Source organism: Microbispora cellulosiformans, assembly GCF_008728085.1.
Lineage (GTDB): Bacteria > Actinomycetota > Actinomycetes > Streptosporangiales > Streptosporangiaceae > Microbispora > Microbispora amethystogenes.
In genome coordinates this window covers 1-16830 of sequence record NZ_VYTZ01000010.1, presented here as the reverse complement: position 1 = coordinate 16830, position 16830 = coordinate 1, and the positions used below count along the sequence as shown (strand labels likewise).

Below are 16830 nucleotides of genomic sequence, written 5' to 3'. Positions count from 1 at the left end.
CAGGGCGGATTCAAGGGGGCGTCATGAGGGCCTGGTCGGTACCGGGCTACCGGGAGGTGCGGGAGCTCGGCGCGGGCGGCGCCGGGCGGGTCGTGCTGGCGACCTACACGACCACCGGCGCCTACGTCGCGATCAAGTATCTGCGCGAGGAACTGCGCCGCGATCCGCGCTTCCTGGCCGGGTTCCGGCACGAGGCCCGGGTCATGGTGGAGCTGAACGACCCCAACGTCGTGCGCCTGTACGAGTACGTCGAGGCGCGTGACGGCGCGGCGATCGTCATGGAACTCGTCGACGGCGTCTCCCTGCGCAAGATCCTCGCCGAGCACGGCTCGACCAGTCCCGAGGCCGCGCTGGTCGTGCTGAAGGGCTCGCTGGCCGGCCTGTCGGCCGCGCACGCCGCGGGCATCGTCCACCGGGACTACAAGCCGGAGAACGTGCTGGTCCAGGCCGACGGCGCGAGCAAGCTGTCGGACTTCGGCATCGCGACGCCGAGCGGGACGCCGGAGGCCCCGGCCGGCACCCCGCCGTACATGGCGCCCGAGCAGTGGTACGGCGGGCCCGCCGGCCCGGCCACCGACGTCTACGCGGCCACCTGCGTGTTCTACGAGTGCCTGACCGGGCGCCGGCCGTACCGCGCGCAGGACATGGCGGTGCTGCGCATGCTGCACCGCAGCGCGCCCGTCCCGGCCGGGGACGTGCCGGCCCCGGTGCGGACCCTGGTCGCGCGGGGCATGGCCAAGAACCCGGCCGACCGGCCGCCGACCGCCCGGGCCTTCGTCGCCGACCTGGAGACCGCGGCGACCTCGGCCTACGGCCCCGACTGGGAGCAGCGTGGCCGCCGCCACCTGGCGGAACTGGCCACCCTGCTCGCACTGACCTTTCCCCTGGCCGCTCCGGCGGTGCCGGTCGAGGTGTCCACGTCGCTCGCCCGGACCGTGCTCGCCGAACGGCTCACGCGCTTCGCCCCGCGCTTCGCCCTCGGCGCGGTCGTGCTGGCGGCCCTGGTGACCGCGGGGGTGGTCGCCGCCAACCGGCAGATGCCGGTCGCGCAGGGCACCCTGCTCACGCCGCCGCCGCACAGCCGTCCCGCCGCGCCGCCTCCGGACACGGCCGGACCGGTCCCCGCGGACTCCACCACCGCCGACTCCACCACACGGGATCCCACCACCGGGGGCTCCACCACCGAGGACGCCGGCGGCGCGTCCGGAGGCGGCACGGACGGCGGCACGGGCGGCGGGCCGGGCGGGGAACCTGTCCCCTCCCACATGGGCGCCACGAGGTCTCCGAGCCATGGGCCGTCGTCCAGCCCCGCCCCGCCGCGGGTGACCGGCCTCGGCATCACGTCGTTCGACGGACAGGCGGTTACGGTCGAGGTGCGGGCGAGCACGACCGGGCGGGTGCTGCTCACCGCGCGGTTCGCCTCCGGGCCGTCGCCCGCCGCGCTCGTCGCCGCTCCGCCGCAGACGATCGCGCTGCGGGGCGCGACCTCCTACCGGATGGGTTTCCAGCAGCCCTTCCCCTCCCCCGCCTGCGGGACGACCGTGCACCGCAGGGTCGAGGTGTCCACGGTCCCGGCGACGCGGGAGGGCGACCGCACACGCGTGCAGACCAGGACCGTCACCGGCCCCCGGTGCCCCAAGCCGGACGCGTCTCCGCCAGGCCCAGGCAACAGCCCCGGCCCGCGTGAGAGCCCCGAGCCGGCCGGAACCCCCGGCGTGCCCAGGACTCCGAAAGCGCCGACTCCCGCGCCACCGAAGACTCCGGATCCCCCCAGGACACCGGATTCGCCCAGGACACCGGAGCCGCAGCAGACTCCCGAAGCGCCCCAGAGTCCCGACAAGCCGCGCACTCCCGACACACCACAGAGTGCGCCTCAAAGCGCGCCGCAGAGTGCGCCGCAGAGTGCGTCACAGGACGCGCCGCAGGGTGTCACGCAGGGCGTGACGCTGAGTCCCGAGCCGCCCGGGAGCGCGGCGCCGGAGGACTCCGCACAGTCGGCGGGTTTTCGCCCGGACCGGTGAAATATTCACCGGGTGCCCCTCGCCGTTCCGGTCGGCCGTGCCGCCGGCTGCCGCGAAGCGCCAGGCCAGAGCGGTGTGGCAGACGCGGCGTGAGCACGGCGGAGACTCCGCCGCGTTGACGCGTCCGGGTCCGCCGGGTTGGCTCGCGCTCAGCGCACCAGGCCATCCTTCGCGGGATGTTGGCGGTCCGAGATGTTAACGCTCACATAAGGCATCCGCGCCGCCTCCCGGAGCGGTGGCCCCCACCAGCGCGTACGCGCAGCAGCGGAGAAACGCCACAACTCGGAGAATGGGAAAAGCCTGTGCGACATGACAGCTCTATTCGCCGGCGGTCGAGCCTGACGGCCGCCGCCGTCGCCGCGCTGCTGACAGCCGGCGCCGGGGTGGCCGGCGTCCACGTCGCGTCGGCGGCCACGGCCGGATGCCAGGTCACCTACACGGTGACCAGCGAATGGCCGGGCGGCTTCGGCGCGAGCGTCGGCATCCAGAACCTGGGCGACCCCGTCAACGGCTGGCGGCTGACCTGGTCGTTTCCCGCCGGGCAGACCATCACCCAGCTGTGGAACGGCACCCACACCCAGTCGGGCTCCCAGGTCACGGTCACCAACGCCTCCTACAACGGCGCCATCCCCACCGGCGGCAGCGTCGCCTTCGGGTTCAACGGAAGCTTCAGCGGCTCGAACCCGAAGCCGACGAGCTTCGCCCTGAACGGCGTGACCTGCACCGGCGGCGTCGCCTCCCCCACCGCCTCACCCAGCCAGTCACCGAGTCAGTCACCCACGCCGAGCCCCAGCCCCAGCCCGAGCCCCAGTCCCAGCCCAAGCCCGACGCCGAGTGCCACGCCGCCGGACCGCCCAATGATCAACAACAACTTCCCGGTGACCCGTGAGGGGGCGTACGGCACGAACCGCTACACCGTGTTCCGCCCGTCGAACCCCTCGGCCGTCGGGCGCCCGATGCCCGTGCTGGTCTTCGGCAACGGGGCCTGCGCGCACACGAACGGGAGCGAGGTCGTCCAGGCGCTGACGTTCATCGCGGCCCGCGGCTTCGTCGTGGTGGACACGGCGTCGGTCGACGGCTCGCCGAACGGGGTGAACAGCGGGTCGCCGATCCCGTCGCTGCTGACCGACGCGATCGGCTGGGCCGAGCGGGAGAACGCCCGGAGCGGGTCGCCGCTCTACCAGCGGCTCGACCTCTCCAGGGTGGCCACCGCCGGGCACTCCTGCGGCGGGCTGGAGGCACTGATCGCCGGGCAGGACCAGCGGGTCGACAGCGTCGTGTCGCTCGACAGCGGGTTGTTCGCCGACGGCTCGTTCGGATACTCGCGCTCGGAGCTGTCCAAGCTGCACACGCCGGTGATGTTCCTGGACGGCGGGCCCTCCGACATCGCCTACGACAACACCCGGGCCAACTACGACCTGGTCAGGGTGCCGGCCGTGCTGGCCGAGCAGGCGCAGGCCGGGCACACCGGGTTCATCTTCGGCGCGCAGATGACCGACGGCATGACCGCCGTGGTCCAGTTCCTGGACATGACCCTCAACGGCAACGCCACGGCCCGCTCGTACATCCTCGGCTCCTCGGGCCTGGCGGCCAAGGCCCAGTGGACGGTGCGCAGCAAGAACTTCTGACGCCCGCGCCCCCTCGCCGGGAACCGGCGAGGGGGTCAGGGACGCCGGGCGTGCCGGCCGGCGTCCACGAGGAGGGGCTCCGTCCGCTCGGCGGGCGGAGCGTCCTCCTCGTGCCCCTCGACCGACAGGTTCGGCAGCAGACGGTCGAGCCAGCGCGGGATCCACCAGTTGAGCCGGCCGAGCAGCACCATCGTGGCGGGCACGAGGAAGCCCCGGATCAGGGTGGCGTCGACCGCGATGGCCACGGCGAGCCCGACCCCGAACACCTTGACGAGGGGATCGGGATAGGCGATGAACGCGGTGAACACCGCCACCATGATCAGTGCCGCGGAGGTGATGACCCGGCCGGTCGACCCGAGCCCCTCGGCCACCGCGGCGCGGTTGTCCCCGCTGCGCGTGTAGGCCTGCCGTACGGAGGTCAGCAGGAAGACCTCGTAGTCCATCGACAGCCCGAACAGCACGGCGAACAGCATGAGCGGCACGTACGTGTCGATGGGCACGGAGAAGAACAGCGTGGCGAGATAGGACCCGTCGGCCGAGACCGGCGGGTCCATGCCGACCACGCGGCTGCCGAGGCCCTGGGAGAACACCACGGCGAGCGCGCCGAAGGCGGCCCCCAGCGAGACGAGGTTCATCACCGCGGCCTTGACCGCGACCAGGGGCGCGCGGAAGGCCAGCAGCAGGAGCAGGGCGCTCAGCAGCACGACGACGCCGACGACCAGGGGGGTCCTGCTCATCATCCGGTCGCCCGCGTCGGCCATGCCGGCCACCTCGCCGCCGACGTGCAGGCGTGCCCCCGGCACCTGGACGGCCCGCACCCGCTTCACCACGTCGAGGGCCCGCGGGTCGCTCGGCGCGTAGTCGGGGACGACCTGGAACATCACCGAGCGGCCGTCGTCGTTGACCATCGGCTCGGCGACGAACGCGACGCCCTCGATGTGCTCGATCCGCTGCCGCAGCACCTGGACGAGCGGGTCGGGCGGCGTGGATTTCGCGATCCTCTCATCGGTCTCGGCGACCGCGATGAGCCCGGCGTTGGCCCCCGGGCCGAAGCCGGCCTCGATCAGCTCGTACGCCCGCCGGGCCGACGTGCCCTTGTCGCCGTACCCGTCGTCGAGGGGGCCCAGCCGCATCGTGACGGCCGGGGCGGCGAGCGCCGCGAGCACGACGACGGTGACGGCGAGCACCCGCCAGGGGCGGCGCGCCACCCACAGCCCGAGCCTGGTCCAGCCCGTCGCCGGGCCGTCCCGGCGGGCGGCGCGCCCGAAGAACGGCAGCCGCAGCGCGTTGATCCGCTGACCGAGGATGCCGAGCAGCGCCGGGACCAGCGTGATCGAGGTGAGCACGGCGCACACGACCGAGACGCCGGTGATCCAGCCGAGCGTGGCCAGCAGCGGGAACCCGGCGAGCATCAGCGCGCTCAGGGCGATGACGACCGTGCCGCCCGCGAACAGCACGGCGCCGCCCGACGAGGCGGCCGTGCGCCGGACCGCCTCGTGCACCGCGACTCCCCGCGCCAGCAGCGCCCGGTGCCGGGACAGCAGGAACAGCGCGTAGTCGATGCCGACGCCGAGGCCGATCATCGTGGCCAGGATGGACGCCGTCGAGGGCACGTCCACGATGTGGCCGAGCAGCCCGATGATGCCGAGCCCGACGCCGATGCTGACGATCGCGGTGAAGATCGGCACGATCGCGGCGACGAGCGTGCCGAAGGCGAACAGCAGCACCAGCAGCGCGACGACGACCCCGATGACCTCGCTGACGCCGGTCTTGATCTGCTTGTCGGCGGGGGTGGAGCTGTCGGAGGGGACGACCTCGATGCCCGCGCGGGCCGCCGGAGCGGCGGCGGCGGCGAGCTGCTCGGAGGTCTGCGCGATCTTCGTGGTGTCCTGCCCCCGCAGGCGCACGGTGATGATCCCGATGCGCAGGCTCGGCGACATGCCGCCCACCCGGTACGGCGTCTCCACCTGGGCGACGTGCGGGGTCCGCCGCAGGGCGTCCATCGACCGCTCGACGGCCTTCTTGCGGGCCTTCTCGTTCAGCGTGCCCTTCGGGGTGTAGAGGACGAGCTGCACGGTCCCGCCCGGGTCGAACCCCGGGCCGAAGCCCTCGCGCATGAGCTCGTGCGCCCGCTGCGCGTCGGTGCCGGGGATCGCCACGTTGTTGTTGACCGGCCGGCCCCACACCACCGTGCCCGCGGTCAGCAGCCCCGCCGCGAGCACCCACAGCGCGAGCACGAGCAGGCCGTGCCGAGCGCACCATTCGCCGAGCCGCCCAAGAAGCCCGCTCATCGTCGACCGTCCGTCCCCGGGTAGCACGTCATGACGGCCGTACCGTACAGCCGTACAGTACGAGGGTAAACGTAGGAGATCGGCGGGCGGACGCCACCTTCGCCCTACCGTATCGTGGTGGTCCGGTTACTCACCGGCGATATCGGCGGCGCCACGTCCCGGTCGCCCGGCGACGGGGAGGCGATCACGGAGCTCGCAAAAGAACTTTTCATCCGGCGCGCCAGGCCCGTCCCCTCTCCCGTGACCCGCGTGCGCGCCGGGCCTCCCAGGTACGGCGTGGTGCGGCGCGGTCGGGGGTGCTGCGGACCACCGGACGGGCCCCGCGCCGGTGTCCGGGGAGACCCCGCCGTCACCGTCGCGGCGTTCGAATTCTGGTATCCATATCCCCTTGCGATCACCGCCGGGGCGCGTCACATTTCGTGTGAACGTTCAACCTTTATGCCGCGTCCTAGGAACGCCAGCGGACCCGATGTGAAGGGGGTGACGGCCAGCCGTGGACGTACCGGCCGTCGGGGAGGGCCGCGCGGGCGCGCTCGGCCAGGTGGTCTCGGCCCTGTCGAGCACCCCCCGGACCGTCCTCATCGTCGGCGAGCCCGGAATCGGGAAGACCCGCCTGCTCGGCGAGGTGGCGGCGCGGCTGGAGGGCTTCCGCGTGCTGCGCGGCCAGGCGCGGGAACTGGACGGCGGACGGGCCTACGCCCCCCTGGTCGACGCCCTGGGCTCGCTGCGCGGCGAGGTGGCCGACGTCCTGTCCGACCTGCTGGAGTCGATCGACCAGGCGGCGCTCGGCGAGCCCGCGGCGGCGCCCGGCGCGATGGCCGCCCGGGTCCTGGAGTCGCTGCCCGGCCCCACCCTCCTCGCCATCGACGACATCCACCTCGCCGACGCCGACACGATGGGCGTGCTGCGGGCCCTGCCGCACCGGCACGACTCCATCGCCATCCTCTGCACCGCGCGGCATCCGCCCGCTCTCGACGTGGACCTGTGCGTACGGCTCCAGCCGCTGACCATGCCCGAGGTGGCGGAACTGGTCACCGCGCTGCTCGGCCGTACGCCGAGCGACGCCGTCCTGCGGCGGATCCACGCGGCGAGCCGGGGCAACCCGTGGTTCGCCCAGGAGGCGGTGCTGACGCTGGTGCAGGGCGGCGCGGTGCGCTCGGCGGACCCGGGGGCCCGGCGCGGCGCGATCCTCAGCCGGCTGTTCCAGCGCGACCGGGGCGGCCGCGACCTCGCCCGCGTGCTGGCCGCGCTGTCGCGGACCCGGGAGACCGCGGACCCTGCGGCGCTCGCCGCGCTGGCCGGGCTGCGCCCGGAACAGGCCGAACGCGCCTTCGACGCCCTGGTCCGGGACGGCGTCGTCGCCCGGAGCGGCGACGGTTACGCCCTGGCCCACCCGCTGGTCGCCGAGGCGCTGTACGACGACCTCGGCCCCGCGGGGCGGCGGGAGGTGCACCACCGCATCGCCGACATGCTCGAAGGCGACGGACTGACCGGCACCCGGCGGGTGCTGGAGTGGGCCACGCACATGGCCGAGGCCGGCCCGCCCGCGCGGGCCCTTCCGGCGGTGCTGCGGGCGGCCGACCTGACCCGCTGGACCGCGCCGCTGTCGGCCGCGCACTGGTACGGCAAGGCCGCGGAGCTGTCCCCCGAGCCGGGCGAGCTGCTGGCGAGGCAGGCCCTGGCCTACTGGAAGGGCTCGCGGCCCGCGCTCGCGCTCAATTCGGCCCAGCGCGCCCTCGCCGTGCTGCCCGCCGGTCGGCGCCGCACCCAGGCCGCGTACACCGCCGTCGGCGCGGCGCACGCCATGGGGTGGTACGAGGTGGCGCTCGACGTGGCCCGCCGCCAGATCCCGAAGGCCGACGACGCCTCGGCGCTGCTCGCCCAGCAGGCGCTGGTCAGCGCGGAACTGGGCCGCCCGAGCCGCGACATCGCCCGCCGCGCCTGGGAGGGCGTCGCCGACTGCCCGCCGCAGGACCGCGCGATCGCGGTGGGCTGCCTGGCGATCCACGCGCTGGTGCGGGGCGACTGGGCCGAGTGCCGGCGGGCGGTCGACGAGTTGCTCGCCTTCGCCGCCGCGCTGCCGCCCGGTGCCCGCCTCGCGGCCCTGGAGTCGGCGGCGCACGTGCTCGCGGCGGCCGGGCAGCGCGCCCGCGCCGCCGACGTGCTGGAGCAGGCCGAGCAGATCCACCGCGGGCTCGGCTGGCACGACATCGCCGGGCAGCACGTGCGGACCGTCGCGGTCATCCGGCGGCTCGGCGGCGACTGGGACCGCGCGCTCCAGGAGATCGCCGTCGCCGCCCGGGGGCTCGCCGAGGCGGGCCTGCTGGAGAACCTCGCCCTGCTGCGCAACATGGAGCTCGACATCCTGCTCGACCAGGGCCGGCTGGAGGAGGCCGACCGGGTCCTCGCCGAGCCGCCGCCCGGCTGCGCCATGCAGAACGGCCTGCGCTGCACGTTCCGCGCGCGCCTCGCGCACGCCCGGGGCGACCTCGCCACGGCGCGGCGCGAGCTCGGCCGGGCGCTCGCCTGCGACGTGCCGGACGTGGTGCACCGGGCCCTCGCCGTACAGGTGTTCATCACGGGAGCGGCCGGTGACGACGCGGCCTGCCGGGCGGCCGCCGCCCAGCTGGACGAGCGGTCGGCGAACGGCAGTCCCCGGACCCTGCTCGCCGCCGACCTGGCGGTGGGCTGGGCGTTCCGGAGGCCCGCCCGGGCGGGCGCGGCGCTGGAGCGGGCCCGCGCCGACGGCCTGCCGTTCGAGGAGGCCCGCGCCCGGTTGATCCTCGGCGCGCTGGGCGACACGGCGCAGCTCCCCCGCGCGCACACCATCTTCACCCGGCTCGGCGCGGCTCCCTGGGCGGCGCTGTCCGAGCGCCGCCTGCGCGAGGCCGGGATGGTCCCCGAACCCGAGGGCCGCCTCACCCCCGGCGAGCGCCGCGTCATCGAACTGGTCGCGGGCGGCCTGAGCAACCCCGAGATCGCCGAGGAGCTGCACTACAGCCGCAAGACCGTGGAGGTGTACCTCACCCGCGTCTACGCCAAGACCGGGCTGCGGTCCCGCGTGGAGCTCGCCCTGGCCGTCGCACGTGGCGAGCTGTGAGCGGCCCCGTGTCACTGGGGCGGCCGACGATGGTCAGGCCGCGGGGAAGTCGGTGGCGGGCGCGCTGAGAGCGGTGGCCTCGACGTTCGCCCGCAGGGCCTCGACCTTGGCCACGGCGTAGGAGTGGGCGTCCGAACCGAGCAACTGCCGCAGCGGGCCCTCCCCGGCCAGGACCCGCCCGATGATCGCGCGGGCGCCCATGACCGGGTCGCCGAGCTGGCTGCCCTGGAGCTTCAGGTGATCGAGGATCATCTCGCGGATGGCCGGGTAGTGCGCGGTCGTCTCCGCGGGCAGGACGAGACTGTCCGTGGTGAGGAAATCGGTGCGGAAGTAGCCGGGCTCGACGATGGTGACCTCGACGCCGAACTCCGCCACCTCGGCGGCGAGCGCCTCGCTCAACCCCTCCAGCGCGAACTTCCCGGCGCAGTAGAGGGCCCAGCCCGGGACGGCGGTCAGGCCCAGGATCGAGGACACGTTGACGATGTGGCCGCCTCGTTGCTCGCGGAGGATCGGCAGGGCGGCGCGCAGCACGTTCCACACGCCCACGACCTGGACGTCGAGCATGTCGCGGACCTCACGGTCCCCGGTCTCCTCCACCGCGGCCAGGAAGCCGTAGCCCGCGTTGTTGACGACGACGTCCAGGCCGCCGAAGCGCCCGGTGGTCTCCCGGACCGCCCGGCGGACCGCCTCGTCGTCACGCAGGTCGACGGTGAGCGGGAGAAGGCGCGACGTCTCGATCCCGTCGCCGAGTGCGGCGAGCAGCCGCTCCGGCGACCGCGTCGTCGCGGCGACCTGGTCTCCGCGCTCCAGTATCCGCCTGACCAGTTCGAGGCCGAGGCCGCGGGAGGTGCCGGTCACGAACCACGTGGCGGGCCGGTCCGCTGGGAAGCTCATGGTGATCCTCTCGAATGTCGCGAGTGGCGCCGGCCGGGAGGCCCCCGAGACCGGCACAGCACCAGCCTCCTTCGCCGCGACCCGCCGTGGACGTCCATATCGCGCCCTGCGCGACCGCGCACCGGGCAACCTAGGACGCACAGGACCAGTCGGGAAGGCGCGGCACCGTGGAGACTGGATTCGTGGCCGGAACCAACCGTGAACTCGCCGACTTCCTCAGACGCGCCCGCGGCCAGGTCGACCCGTCGCGCGCGGGACTGCCTCCCGACGGCCGCGTGCGACGCGTCCCGGGCCTGCGCCGCGAGGAGGTCGCTCTCCTGGCCGGGGTCTCGACCGACTACTACGCGCGCCTCGAACAGGGCCGGCGCATCGTCCCCTCGACGGCCGTCGTCGAGGCCATCGGCCGTGCTCTCGGGCTCGACGACGCCGGACGCGCGTATCTGCACGACCTCGTGGGGATGACCGCGGCCCCCGTACGACGCCGGAGCCGTGGCGTCCAGCGCGTGCGCCCCGGGCTCTACCAGCTCCTCGACGCCCTCGACGGCGAGCCCGCCCTCGTCCTCGGCCGCCGCACCGACGTGCTCGCCGCCAACGCGATGGCGAAGGCGCTGTTCACGGACTTCGACCGGATGCCGCCCGGGCAGCGCAACTACGCGCGATGGATGTTCCTCGACGACGCCCGCTCGCTGTTCGTGGACTGGGAGGTCCAGGCACGCGCCGCGGTCGAGAGCCTGCGGCTCGACGCGGGCCGCGACCCGGACGACCAGGCCACCGTCGCGCTCATCGCCGACCTGCGCGAGCACAGCCGTGAGTTCGCCCACTGGTGGGAGCAGCACCGCGTCCACCAGCGCACCCACGGCTCCAAACGCCTGCGGCACCCTCTCGTCGGCGAACTGACCGTCGAGTACGAGACCCTCTCCCTGCCCGGAGACCCGGAGACGACGCTCTTCGTCTACACTGCCGAACCCGGCTCGTCCTCGAAACGCGCCCTGGACCTGCTCGCGAGCTGGACCGCCGAGACCCCGGCGGTTCGCGGCGGACATTAGGGATCTCCCTACTGGGCCTCGCGCGCGCGGAGGGCCAGGCTCTGGAGCATGGAGTCACCGATCCTTCGGTTCGCCGACGCGGTCTGGCGTGGTTCGGTGCGTCCCGAGGACGTGCCCGTCTCCGATCTGCGCCGGGACGGGGTGCAGGAGATCGCCTACGGCGTCGCGATGTGGCCCGCCTGCGGCAACGTCTACGTCGTCCGGGGCGAGGACGGGCTGGCTCTCTTCGACACCGGCGACGCCCGCGAGGCGTCGCCGTCCTACCGGGCCATCAGGAAGTGGTCGGCCGAGCCGCTCAAGTACGCGATCTTCTCCCGGGGCAGGGCCGACCGGCTGGCCGGGCTGGAGGAGTTCGACGCGGAACCCGGCCCGCGGCCGCTGGTGGTGGCGCAGGAGGGCCTGGTGCGCCGGCTCGCCCAGCAGGGCAGGACGGCCGGCTACAACGCCACCGTGGACCTGCGCGAGCAGGGGTTCCCACGGGTGGTGTGGCCGCTGCCGCACCGGCTGCCCGACCTGACCTACCGCGACCGGCTGTCGCTGTCGCTGGGCGACGTCACCTTCATGCTCACCCACGCCCACGGCGCCACGGACGACGCCACCTGGGCGTTCCTGCCGGAGCGCGGCGTGCTGCTGACCGGGGACCTCTTCGCCTGGACGGTGCCGGGCGCGGGCGACCCGCAGCGGGTCCAGGGCTATCCCGACGAGTGGGCGGTGGCCCTCCGCGCCATGGCCGCGCTCGACGCCGACCTGCTCCTCCCCGGCCGGGGCCTGCCGATCTGCGGCTCCGCCCGGGTGCGCAGGGCGCTCGCCGACACCGCCGACTACCTCGACAGCCTGGTGGAGCAGACGCTCGACCTGATGAACTCCGGCGCCCGGCTGGACGAGATCCTGCACGAGGTCAAGCCGCCGCCCGCGCTCGCCGCCCGCGTCTACCTGCGGGAGCACCACGACGAGCCCGAGTTCATCGTGCGCAACATCTGGCGGCTGCACGGCGGCTGGCACGACGGCAACCCGGCCAACCTCAAGCCCGCCCCGGACGCGGTTTTCGCCCGCGCGGTCGCCGAGCTGTCCGCGGGCGCGGCGTCGGTCGCGGGGCGCGCCGTCTCCGCGGCGGCCGACGGCGACCTGCGCCTCGCGTGCCAGCTCGCCGAGCTCGCCGCGCAGGCCGAGCCCGACGACCACCAGGTCCACGAGATCAGGGCCCTCGTGTACGCGCTGCGGGTGCAGCAGGAGCCCGGAACCATCGCCCGCGGCGTCTACGCCTGGGCCGCCGCGGAGTCACGCAGCAAGATCACCGGCCTGGACCTTCTCGACGTCTACCACGACGTCACGGAGGGCCGGGTCTGGTGGCTGCCGGTCGCCAACTGAGACCGGCGACCGGCACCGGAGACGTCGTCCGTCACGACGGCCGGCGGGCGCCTGGAGGGGAGCGCCCGCCGGCCCTGCCGGTAACCTTCCTGTCGTGCTCGAACAGATCACGGCGACGCGGTACGTCGCGCCGCTGCGCGAGGGCGGCTCGCTGCCCGGCGTCGTCGAGGCCGACGACCTCGGCACCTACGTCGTCAAGTTCCGCGGCGCGGGCCAGGGCAGGCGGGTGCTCGTCGCCGAGATCGTCTGCGCCGAGCTCGCCCGGCGGCTGGGCTTCGCCACGCCGGAGCTGAAGGTCGTCGACGTCGATCCCCAGCTCGGCGCCCGCGAGCCCGACGAGGAGATCCAGGACCTCCTCACCGCGAGCACCGGGCACAACCTCGCGATCGACTTCCTGCCCGGCGCGCTGGGCTTCGACCCGCTCGCCTGGCGGCCCGACGCCGAGTTCGCCTCCCGGGTGCTGTGGTTCGACGCCTTCGTCCACAACGTGGACCGGAGCTGGCGCAACCCCAACCTGCTGGTGTGGCACGGCGGGGTGTGGCTGATCGACCACGGCGCGGCCCTGTGGTTCCACCACAACTGGCCGACGGCCGACCCCCGCCGCCGGTTCGACGGCCGCGACCACGTGCTCGCGCCGTTCGCGACCCGGCTCGGCGAGGCCGACGCCGACCTCGCCGGGCGCGTCACCCGTACGCTGCTCGACGAGGTGACCGCGCTGGTGCCGGACGAGTGGCTGGAGGACGAGCCGGGCTTCGCGGACGCGGAGGCCGTACGGCGGGCCTATGCCGAGCACCTGCTCGCCCGGGCCGCCGGGCCGCGCGACTGGCTGCCGGACCCGGGCGAGGCACCCGCCCCGCGCGACGAGCGGGGCGCGACGATCGGCGGCTTCTGGCGGGCCGCGCGGGAGGCCGGGCGATGAGCGGGCGGGACGTCTACGAGTACGCGGTGATCCGCGTGGTGCCGAGCGTCGAGCGGGGCGAGCTGGTCAACGCGGGGGTCATCCTCTACTGCCAGCCACGCGGCTATCTGTGCGCGCGGGCCGAGCTGGACGAGCCACGGCTGCTCGCGCTGGGCGCGCCGGTCGACCTCCCCGGCGTGCGGCTGGCCCTGGCGGCGTACGAGCGGGCCTGCGGCGAGGAGGCGGGACCGTTGTGCGGGGAGCCGCTCGGCGCGCGCTTCCGCTGGCTCACCGCTCCGCGCAGCACGGTCGTGCAGACCGGGCCGGTGCACGCCGGGCTGACCGGCGACCCGGCCGCCGAGCTGGAACACCTGCTGAACCGGCTGGTCAGGCCGCCGGCCCCGGTCAGAACAGCACAGATCAGAACAGCACGGACATGAACGAGTCGACCTCCTGGAAGCCCACCCTGCGGTAGACGGCCCTGGCCGGGAGGTTGAAGTCGTTCACGTAGAGGGTGACGACCGGGGCGAAGTACTTCAGCGCCTGCTCCACCACCGCGGCCATGCCCGCCACGGCGTGGCCCCGGCCGCGCAGGTCCGGGTGGACCCACACGCCCTGGATCTGGCAGGCGTGCGGCGTGACCGCGCCGATCTCCGCCTTGAAGACCACCTGGCCGTCGTCGATCCGGGCGTACGACCGCCCGATGCGGATCAGCTCGGCGACCCTCGACCGGTAGAGCGCGCCGCCGTCGCCGTTGTCCGGCGAGACGCCCACCTCCTCGGTGAACATCGCGACACACGCGGGCAGCAGGATGCCGAACTCCTCGGGGCGGACCCGCCGGACGAGCGGGTCCGGCTCGACGGCGGGCGCGGAGCTCGTGGCCATGACCGGCTGGGCCGACCGGATCGCCCGGGCTCTGCCCCAGTGGGGTTCGAGCCGCTCCCAGAGCTGTTCGACGGCGGCGGCCGGGCCGACGATCGACGAGCAGCGGCGGCCCTGCCTGCGCGCCCGGTCGGCGAAGGCGTGCACGGCCTCACGGGTGGCGTGGACGGGCACCAGGTTGGCCCCCGCGTAACAGAGGGACACCAGCCCGCCGCGCGGGCCGTATCCCCACATCTGGCCGCCCAGCCGCGAGGGGCTGAGGCCGACGGCCCTGACCCTGGCCGCTACGAACACGTTGGCGACCGGATCGGTGTCGAGGAGCGCCAGCACCTCGTCCCGATCGCCGTCGTCGAGCACGCGCGACGCCGATGTGCGCAGCATCACGGGCCCAGCCTACGCGAACGGTTCACGTTTGGGATGTATCGGCCCGCGCGGGCCTCACCGCCGTACGGCGGATTCGTGCGCGGCCGCGCCGGGCGCCGCCGCCATGTTCACCGGTGCCGCCCGCGGCGACGGGTCGGCCGGGCAGCTCGCGCCCGCTCCCCGCGCGCCCCTGCGCTGCGGCGGCGCCGACCCGTCCCGCAGGTAGGCGGCGAGATAGCGGTCCACGCACGCGTTCCCGGCGAGGGACACGCCGTGGTTGCCCCCGGCCGAGGTGACCAGCCGCGCGGTCGGGAACCGGCGGCGCATCCGCAGCGCCCCGTCGTACGGCGTGGCGGCGTCGCGCTGGGCCTGGATCAGCAGGATCGGCGGCAGCTGCGCGCTGCCCGCCACCTTGACCGGCGTGCCGCCCTTCTCCGGCCAGAAGGCGCACGGCGCGTTGTAGACGGCGTTGGGCCAGGCCATGAAGGGCGCCTCCGCGTGGAGCCGCCGCGTGTCGTCGTGCCAGCGGGCCCATGACCGGGGCCAGGGCGCGTCCCGGCACTCCACCCCGAGGTAGACGGCGTAGGCGTTCTCCTTCTCGGCGTCGATCTCGGCCTCGCTGTGGAAGAGCTTCACCAGGATCGAGGGGTCGCCCCGGTGGACGTAGGCCGAGAAGGCGGCCCCGAGGTACGGCCAGAGCCGGTCGGTGTAGGCGCCGTTGGAGAACACGTCGTCGAGCTCGCTCGGGCCGACCAGGCCGCCCGCCGGGCGGTCCCGCAGGCGGGCGCGCATGGCGTACCAGGCGTAGGAGACCGCGGCCTCGCTCGCGCCCAGCCGGTAGACGTCGTCGTGCCCGGCCAGCCAGGCGAGGAAGTCGCGGTGGCGCCGGTCGAAGCTGCGGTCCTGGGCGATGTTCGCGCCGTACCAGACGCCCTCGGGGTCGACCACGCTGTCCAGCACGAGCCGGCGCACCCGCCGGGGGAACAGGGTGGCGTAGACCGCGCCCAGATAGGTGCCGTACGAGTAGCCCAGGTAGCTGATCTTGTCCTCGCCGAGGGCCGCCCGGATCGCGTCCATGTCCCGCGCGTTGTTCTCGCTGGTCAGGTAGGGCAGGAACCAGGCCCAGCGGTTGCCGCACCCCTCGGCGTACTGCCGGGCCCGGTCCGCCAGCACCTGCTCGTCGGCGTCTCCGCGCGGCACGTTGTCGGGGCGGGGCGCGGCGAAGAAGCGTGCCGGGTCGACGCACGACAGCGCGGGCCTGCTCGGAGCCACCCCGCGTGGGGCGAAGCCGACGACGTCGAACCGCGCGGCGACGTCGGCGGGCAGCCGGGCCGCGACGTATCCCGCCAGGCTGAGGCCCTCGCCGCCCGGGCCGCCCGGGTTGACCAGCAGCACGCCGAGGTGGTTGGCGTCGCGCGAGACCGTGCCCCTGAAGCGGTTGAGCGCCAGTGAGATCCGCTGGCCGTACGGCTCGGAGTAGTCGAGCGGGACGTCGAGCGTGGCGCACTCTTTCACCGGCTCCCGCCGCATCGTGCGGGAGGCGGCGGAGCCCGGCAGGCCGCCGGAGGACGTGTCGCCCTGGACCACGTCCTGGGCGGGGCCCTCCGAGGGACAGGGCCGCCACTCCACGGGCCGCTGCGGCGGCCCCCAGGGGCGTCTCCGGGACGTCGCCGGGTTCCACGGCGCCGTCCGGTCCCCGGCCCGCGCCCCACTCGAAGGCTCCACCCGGCTCGAAGGCTCCACCCGGCTCCACGACGCCGCACCCCGAGCCTCCGCACCCCGAGCCTCCGCACTCCGGGCCGCGGCCTCTCCGGATGCCGCCGCCCCTCCCGGTACGGCGAGCCCGGCGACCAGAGCCGCCACGCCCGCGACCACACCAACGACCCGCTTCACCGGCAACGCTCCTCTGCTCCTGTACGGCAGAGGCCAGCCTCGCGGTGTGATCGCGGCGCTACGCCCGGTACTACCCGGTCATTGCCATTGTGTAGTCAGAGTATTGCTTGTTGTAACGAGCCGACCCTGTCGAGCCGACCCTGTGATCAGCGGACGACGACCTCGGGGCCGCCGGCCTCGTCGTCGTCGAGGTCCACCTCGACGCCCATCTCCTCGGCCAGGCGCAGGGCCTCCTCGATGAGGGTCTCCACGATCTGCGACTCCGGCACGGTCTTGATGACCTCGCCCCTGACGAAGATCTGCCCCTTGCCGTTGCCCGAGGCGACGCCGAGGTCGGCCTCCCTGGCCTCGCCGGGCCCGTTGACCACGCAGCCCATCACGGCCACGCGCAGCGGCACCTTGAGCCCGGCCAGCCCGGCCTGGACCTGCTCGGCGAGGGTGTAGAC

Annotated in this window: 12 protein-coding genes; 7 read left to right on the top strand and 5 right to left on the bottom strand. The window is 74.3% G+C overall.

Going from position 1 to position 16830, the window contains the following annotated elements; all coding sequences use genetic code 11:
* Nucleotides 1–23: 23 nt before the first annotated feature.
* Both F5972_RS38370 and F5972_RS25870 read left to right on the top strand, forming a co-directional pair.
* Nucleotides 24–2021 carry a serine/threonine-protein kinase gene (locus tag F5972_RS38370; protein WP_225311868.1) on the top strand — a complete coding sequence of 666 codons (1998 nt, stop codon included), beginning with the start codon at nucleotides 24–26 and terminating at the stop codon, nucleotides 2019–2021.
* A gap of 302 nt (nucleotides 2022–2323) precedes the next feature.
* Nucleotides 2324–3649: a cellulose binding domain-containing protein gene (locus F5972_RS25870; RefSeq protein WP_225311867.1), complete on the top strand. Its 1326-nt coding sequence runs from the start codon at nucleotides 2324–2326 to the stop codon at nucleotides 3647–3649.
* 35 nt (nucleotides 3650–3684) lie between these two features.
* Here F5972_RS25870 and F5972_RS25865 read toward each other — a convergent pair whose 3' ends face one another.
* Nucleotides 3685–5940 (bottom strand): MMPL family transporter, encoded by a 2256-nt coding sequence (locus F5972_RS25865; RefSeq protein WP_150936750.1) that lies wholly within the window; start codon nucleotides 5938–5940, stop codon nucleotides 3685–3687.
* Between the two features lie 493 nt (nucleotides 5941–6433).
* Here F5972_RS25865 and F5972_RS25860 point away from each other — a divergent pair, with 493 nt between their 5' ends.
* Nucleotides 6434–9040 carry an AAA family ATPase gene (locus tag F5972_RS25860; RefSeq protein WP_150936748.1) on the top strand — a complete coding sequence of 869 codons (2607 nt, stop codon included), beginning with the start codon at nucleotides 6434–6436 and terminating at the stop codon, nucleotides 9038–9040.
* A 33-nt stretch (nucleotides 9041–9073) separates the two neighbouring features.
* Here F5972_RS25860 and F5972_RS25855 read toward each other — a convergent pair whose 3' ends face one another.
* Nucleotides 9074–9934, bottom strand: a complete 861-nt coding sequence (locus F5972_RS25855; RefSeq protein WP_150936746.1) for an SDR family oxidoreductase — start codon at nucleotides 9932–9934, stop codon at nucleotides 9074–9076.
* Nucleotides 9935–10116: 182 nt separating this feature from the next.
* Here F5972_RS25855 and F5972_RS25850 point away from each other — a divergent pair, with 182 nt between their 5' ends.
* The 4 genes from F5972_RS25850 (at nucleotide 10117) to F5972_RS25835 (ending at nucleotide 13686) form a co-directional block, all read left to right on the top strand.
* The gene (locus tag F5972_RS25850) at nucleotides 10117–10980 is read left to right on the top strand and encodes a helix-turn-helix transcriptional regulator (protein WP_150936744.1); all 864 of its coding nucleotides are present in this window, start codon (nucleotides 10117–10119) and stop codon (nucleotides 10978–10980) included.
* Nucleotides 10981–11028: 48 nt separating this feature from the next.
* Nucleotides 11029–12348, top strand: coding sequence for an alkyl sulfatase dimerization domain-containing protein (locus tag F5972_RS25845; protein WP_150936742.1), 1320 nt, complete (start codon nucleotides 11029–11031; stop codon nucleotides 12346–12348).
* Between the two features lie 94 nt (nucleotides 12349–12442).
* Nucleotides 12443–13267, top strand: a complete 825-nt coding sequence (locus F5972_RS25840) for a HipA family kinase (RefSeq protein WP_150936740.1) — start codon at nucleotides 12443–12445, stop codon at nucleotides 13265–13267.
* A complete protein-coding gene (locus F5972_RS25835) occupies nucleotides 13264–13686 on the top strand; it encodes a DUF3037 domain-containing protein (protein WP_150936738.1) in 423 nt (140 codons plus the stop codon). The genes F5972_RS25840 and F5972_RS25835 overlap by 4 nt, the downstream gene beginning before the upstream one ends.
* Here the strand turns inward: F5972_RS25835 and F5972_RS25830 are convergent.
* The 3 genes from F5972_RS25830 to F5972_RS25820 all read right to left on the bottom strand — a co-directional run.
* A complete protein-coding gene (locus tag F5972_RS25830) occupies nucleotides 13667–14509 on the bottom strand; it encodes a GNAT family N-acetyltransferase (RefSeq protein WP_150937118.1) in 843 nt (280 codons plus the stop codon). The two genes, F5972_RS25835 and F5972_RS25830, sit on opposite strands and share 20 nt — an antisense overlap.
* Before the next feature lie 57 nt (nucleotides 14510–14566).
* On the bottom strand, nucleotides 14567–16384 hold the full coding sequence (locus F5972_RS25825) for an alpha/beta hydrolase (protein ID WP_225311866.1): 1818 nt from the start codon (nucleotides 16382–16384) through the stop codon (nucleotides 14567–14569).
* A gap of 146 nt (nucleotides 16385–16530) precedes the next feature.
* Nucleotides 16531–16830 (bottom strand): flavodoxin-dependent (E)-4-hydroxy-3-methylbut-2-enyl-diphosphate synthase (locus F5972_RS25820; RefSeq protein ID WP_191910317.1); only part of this gene is annotated, 300 nt, incomplete at its 5' end.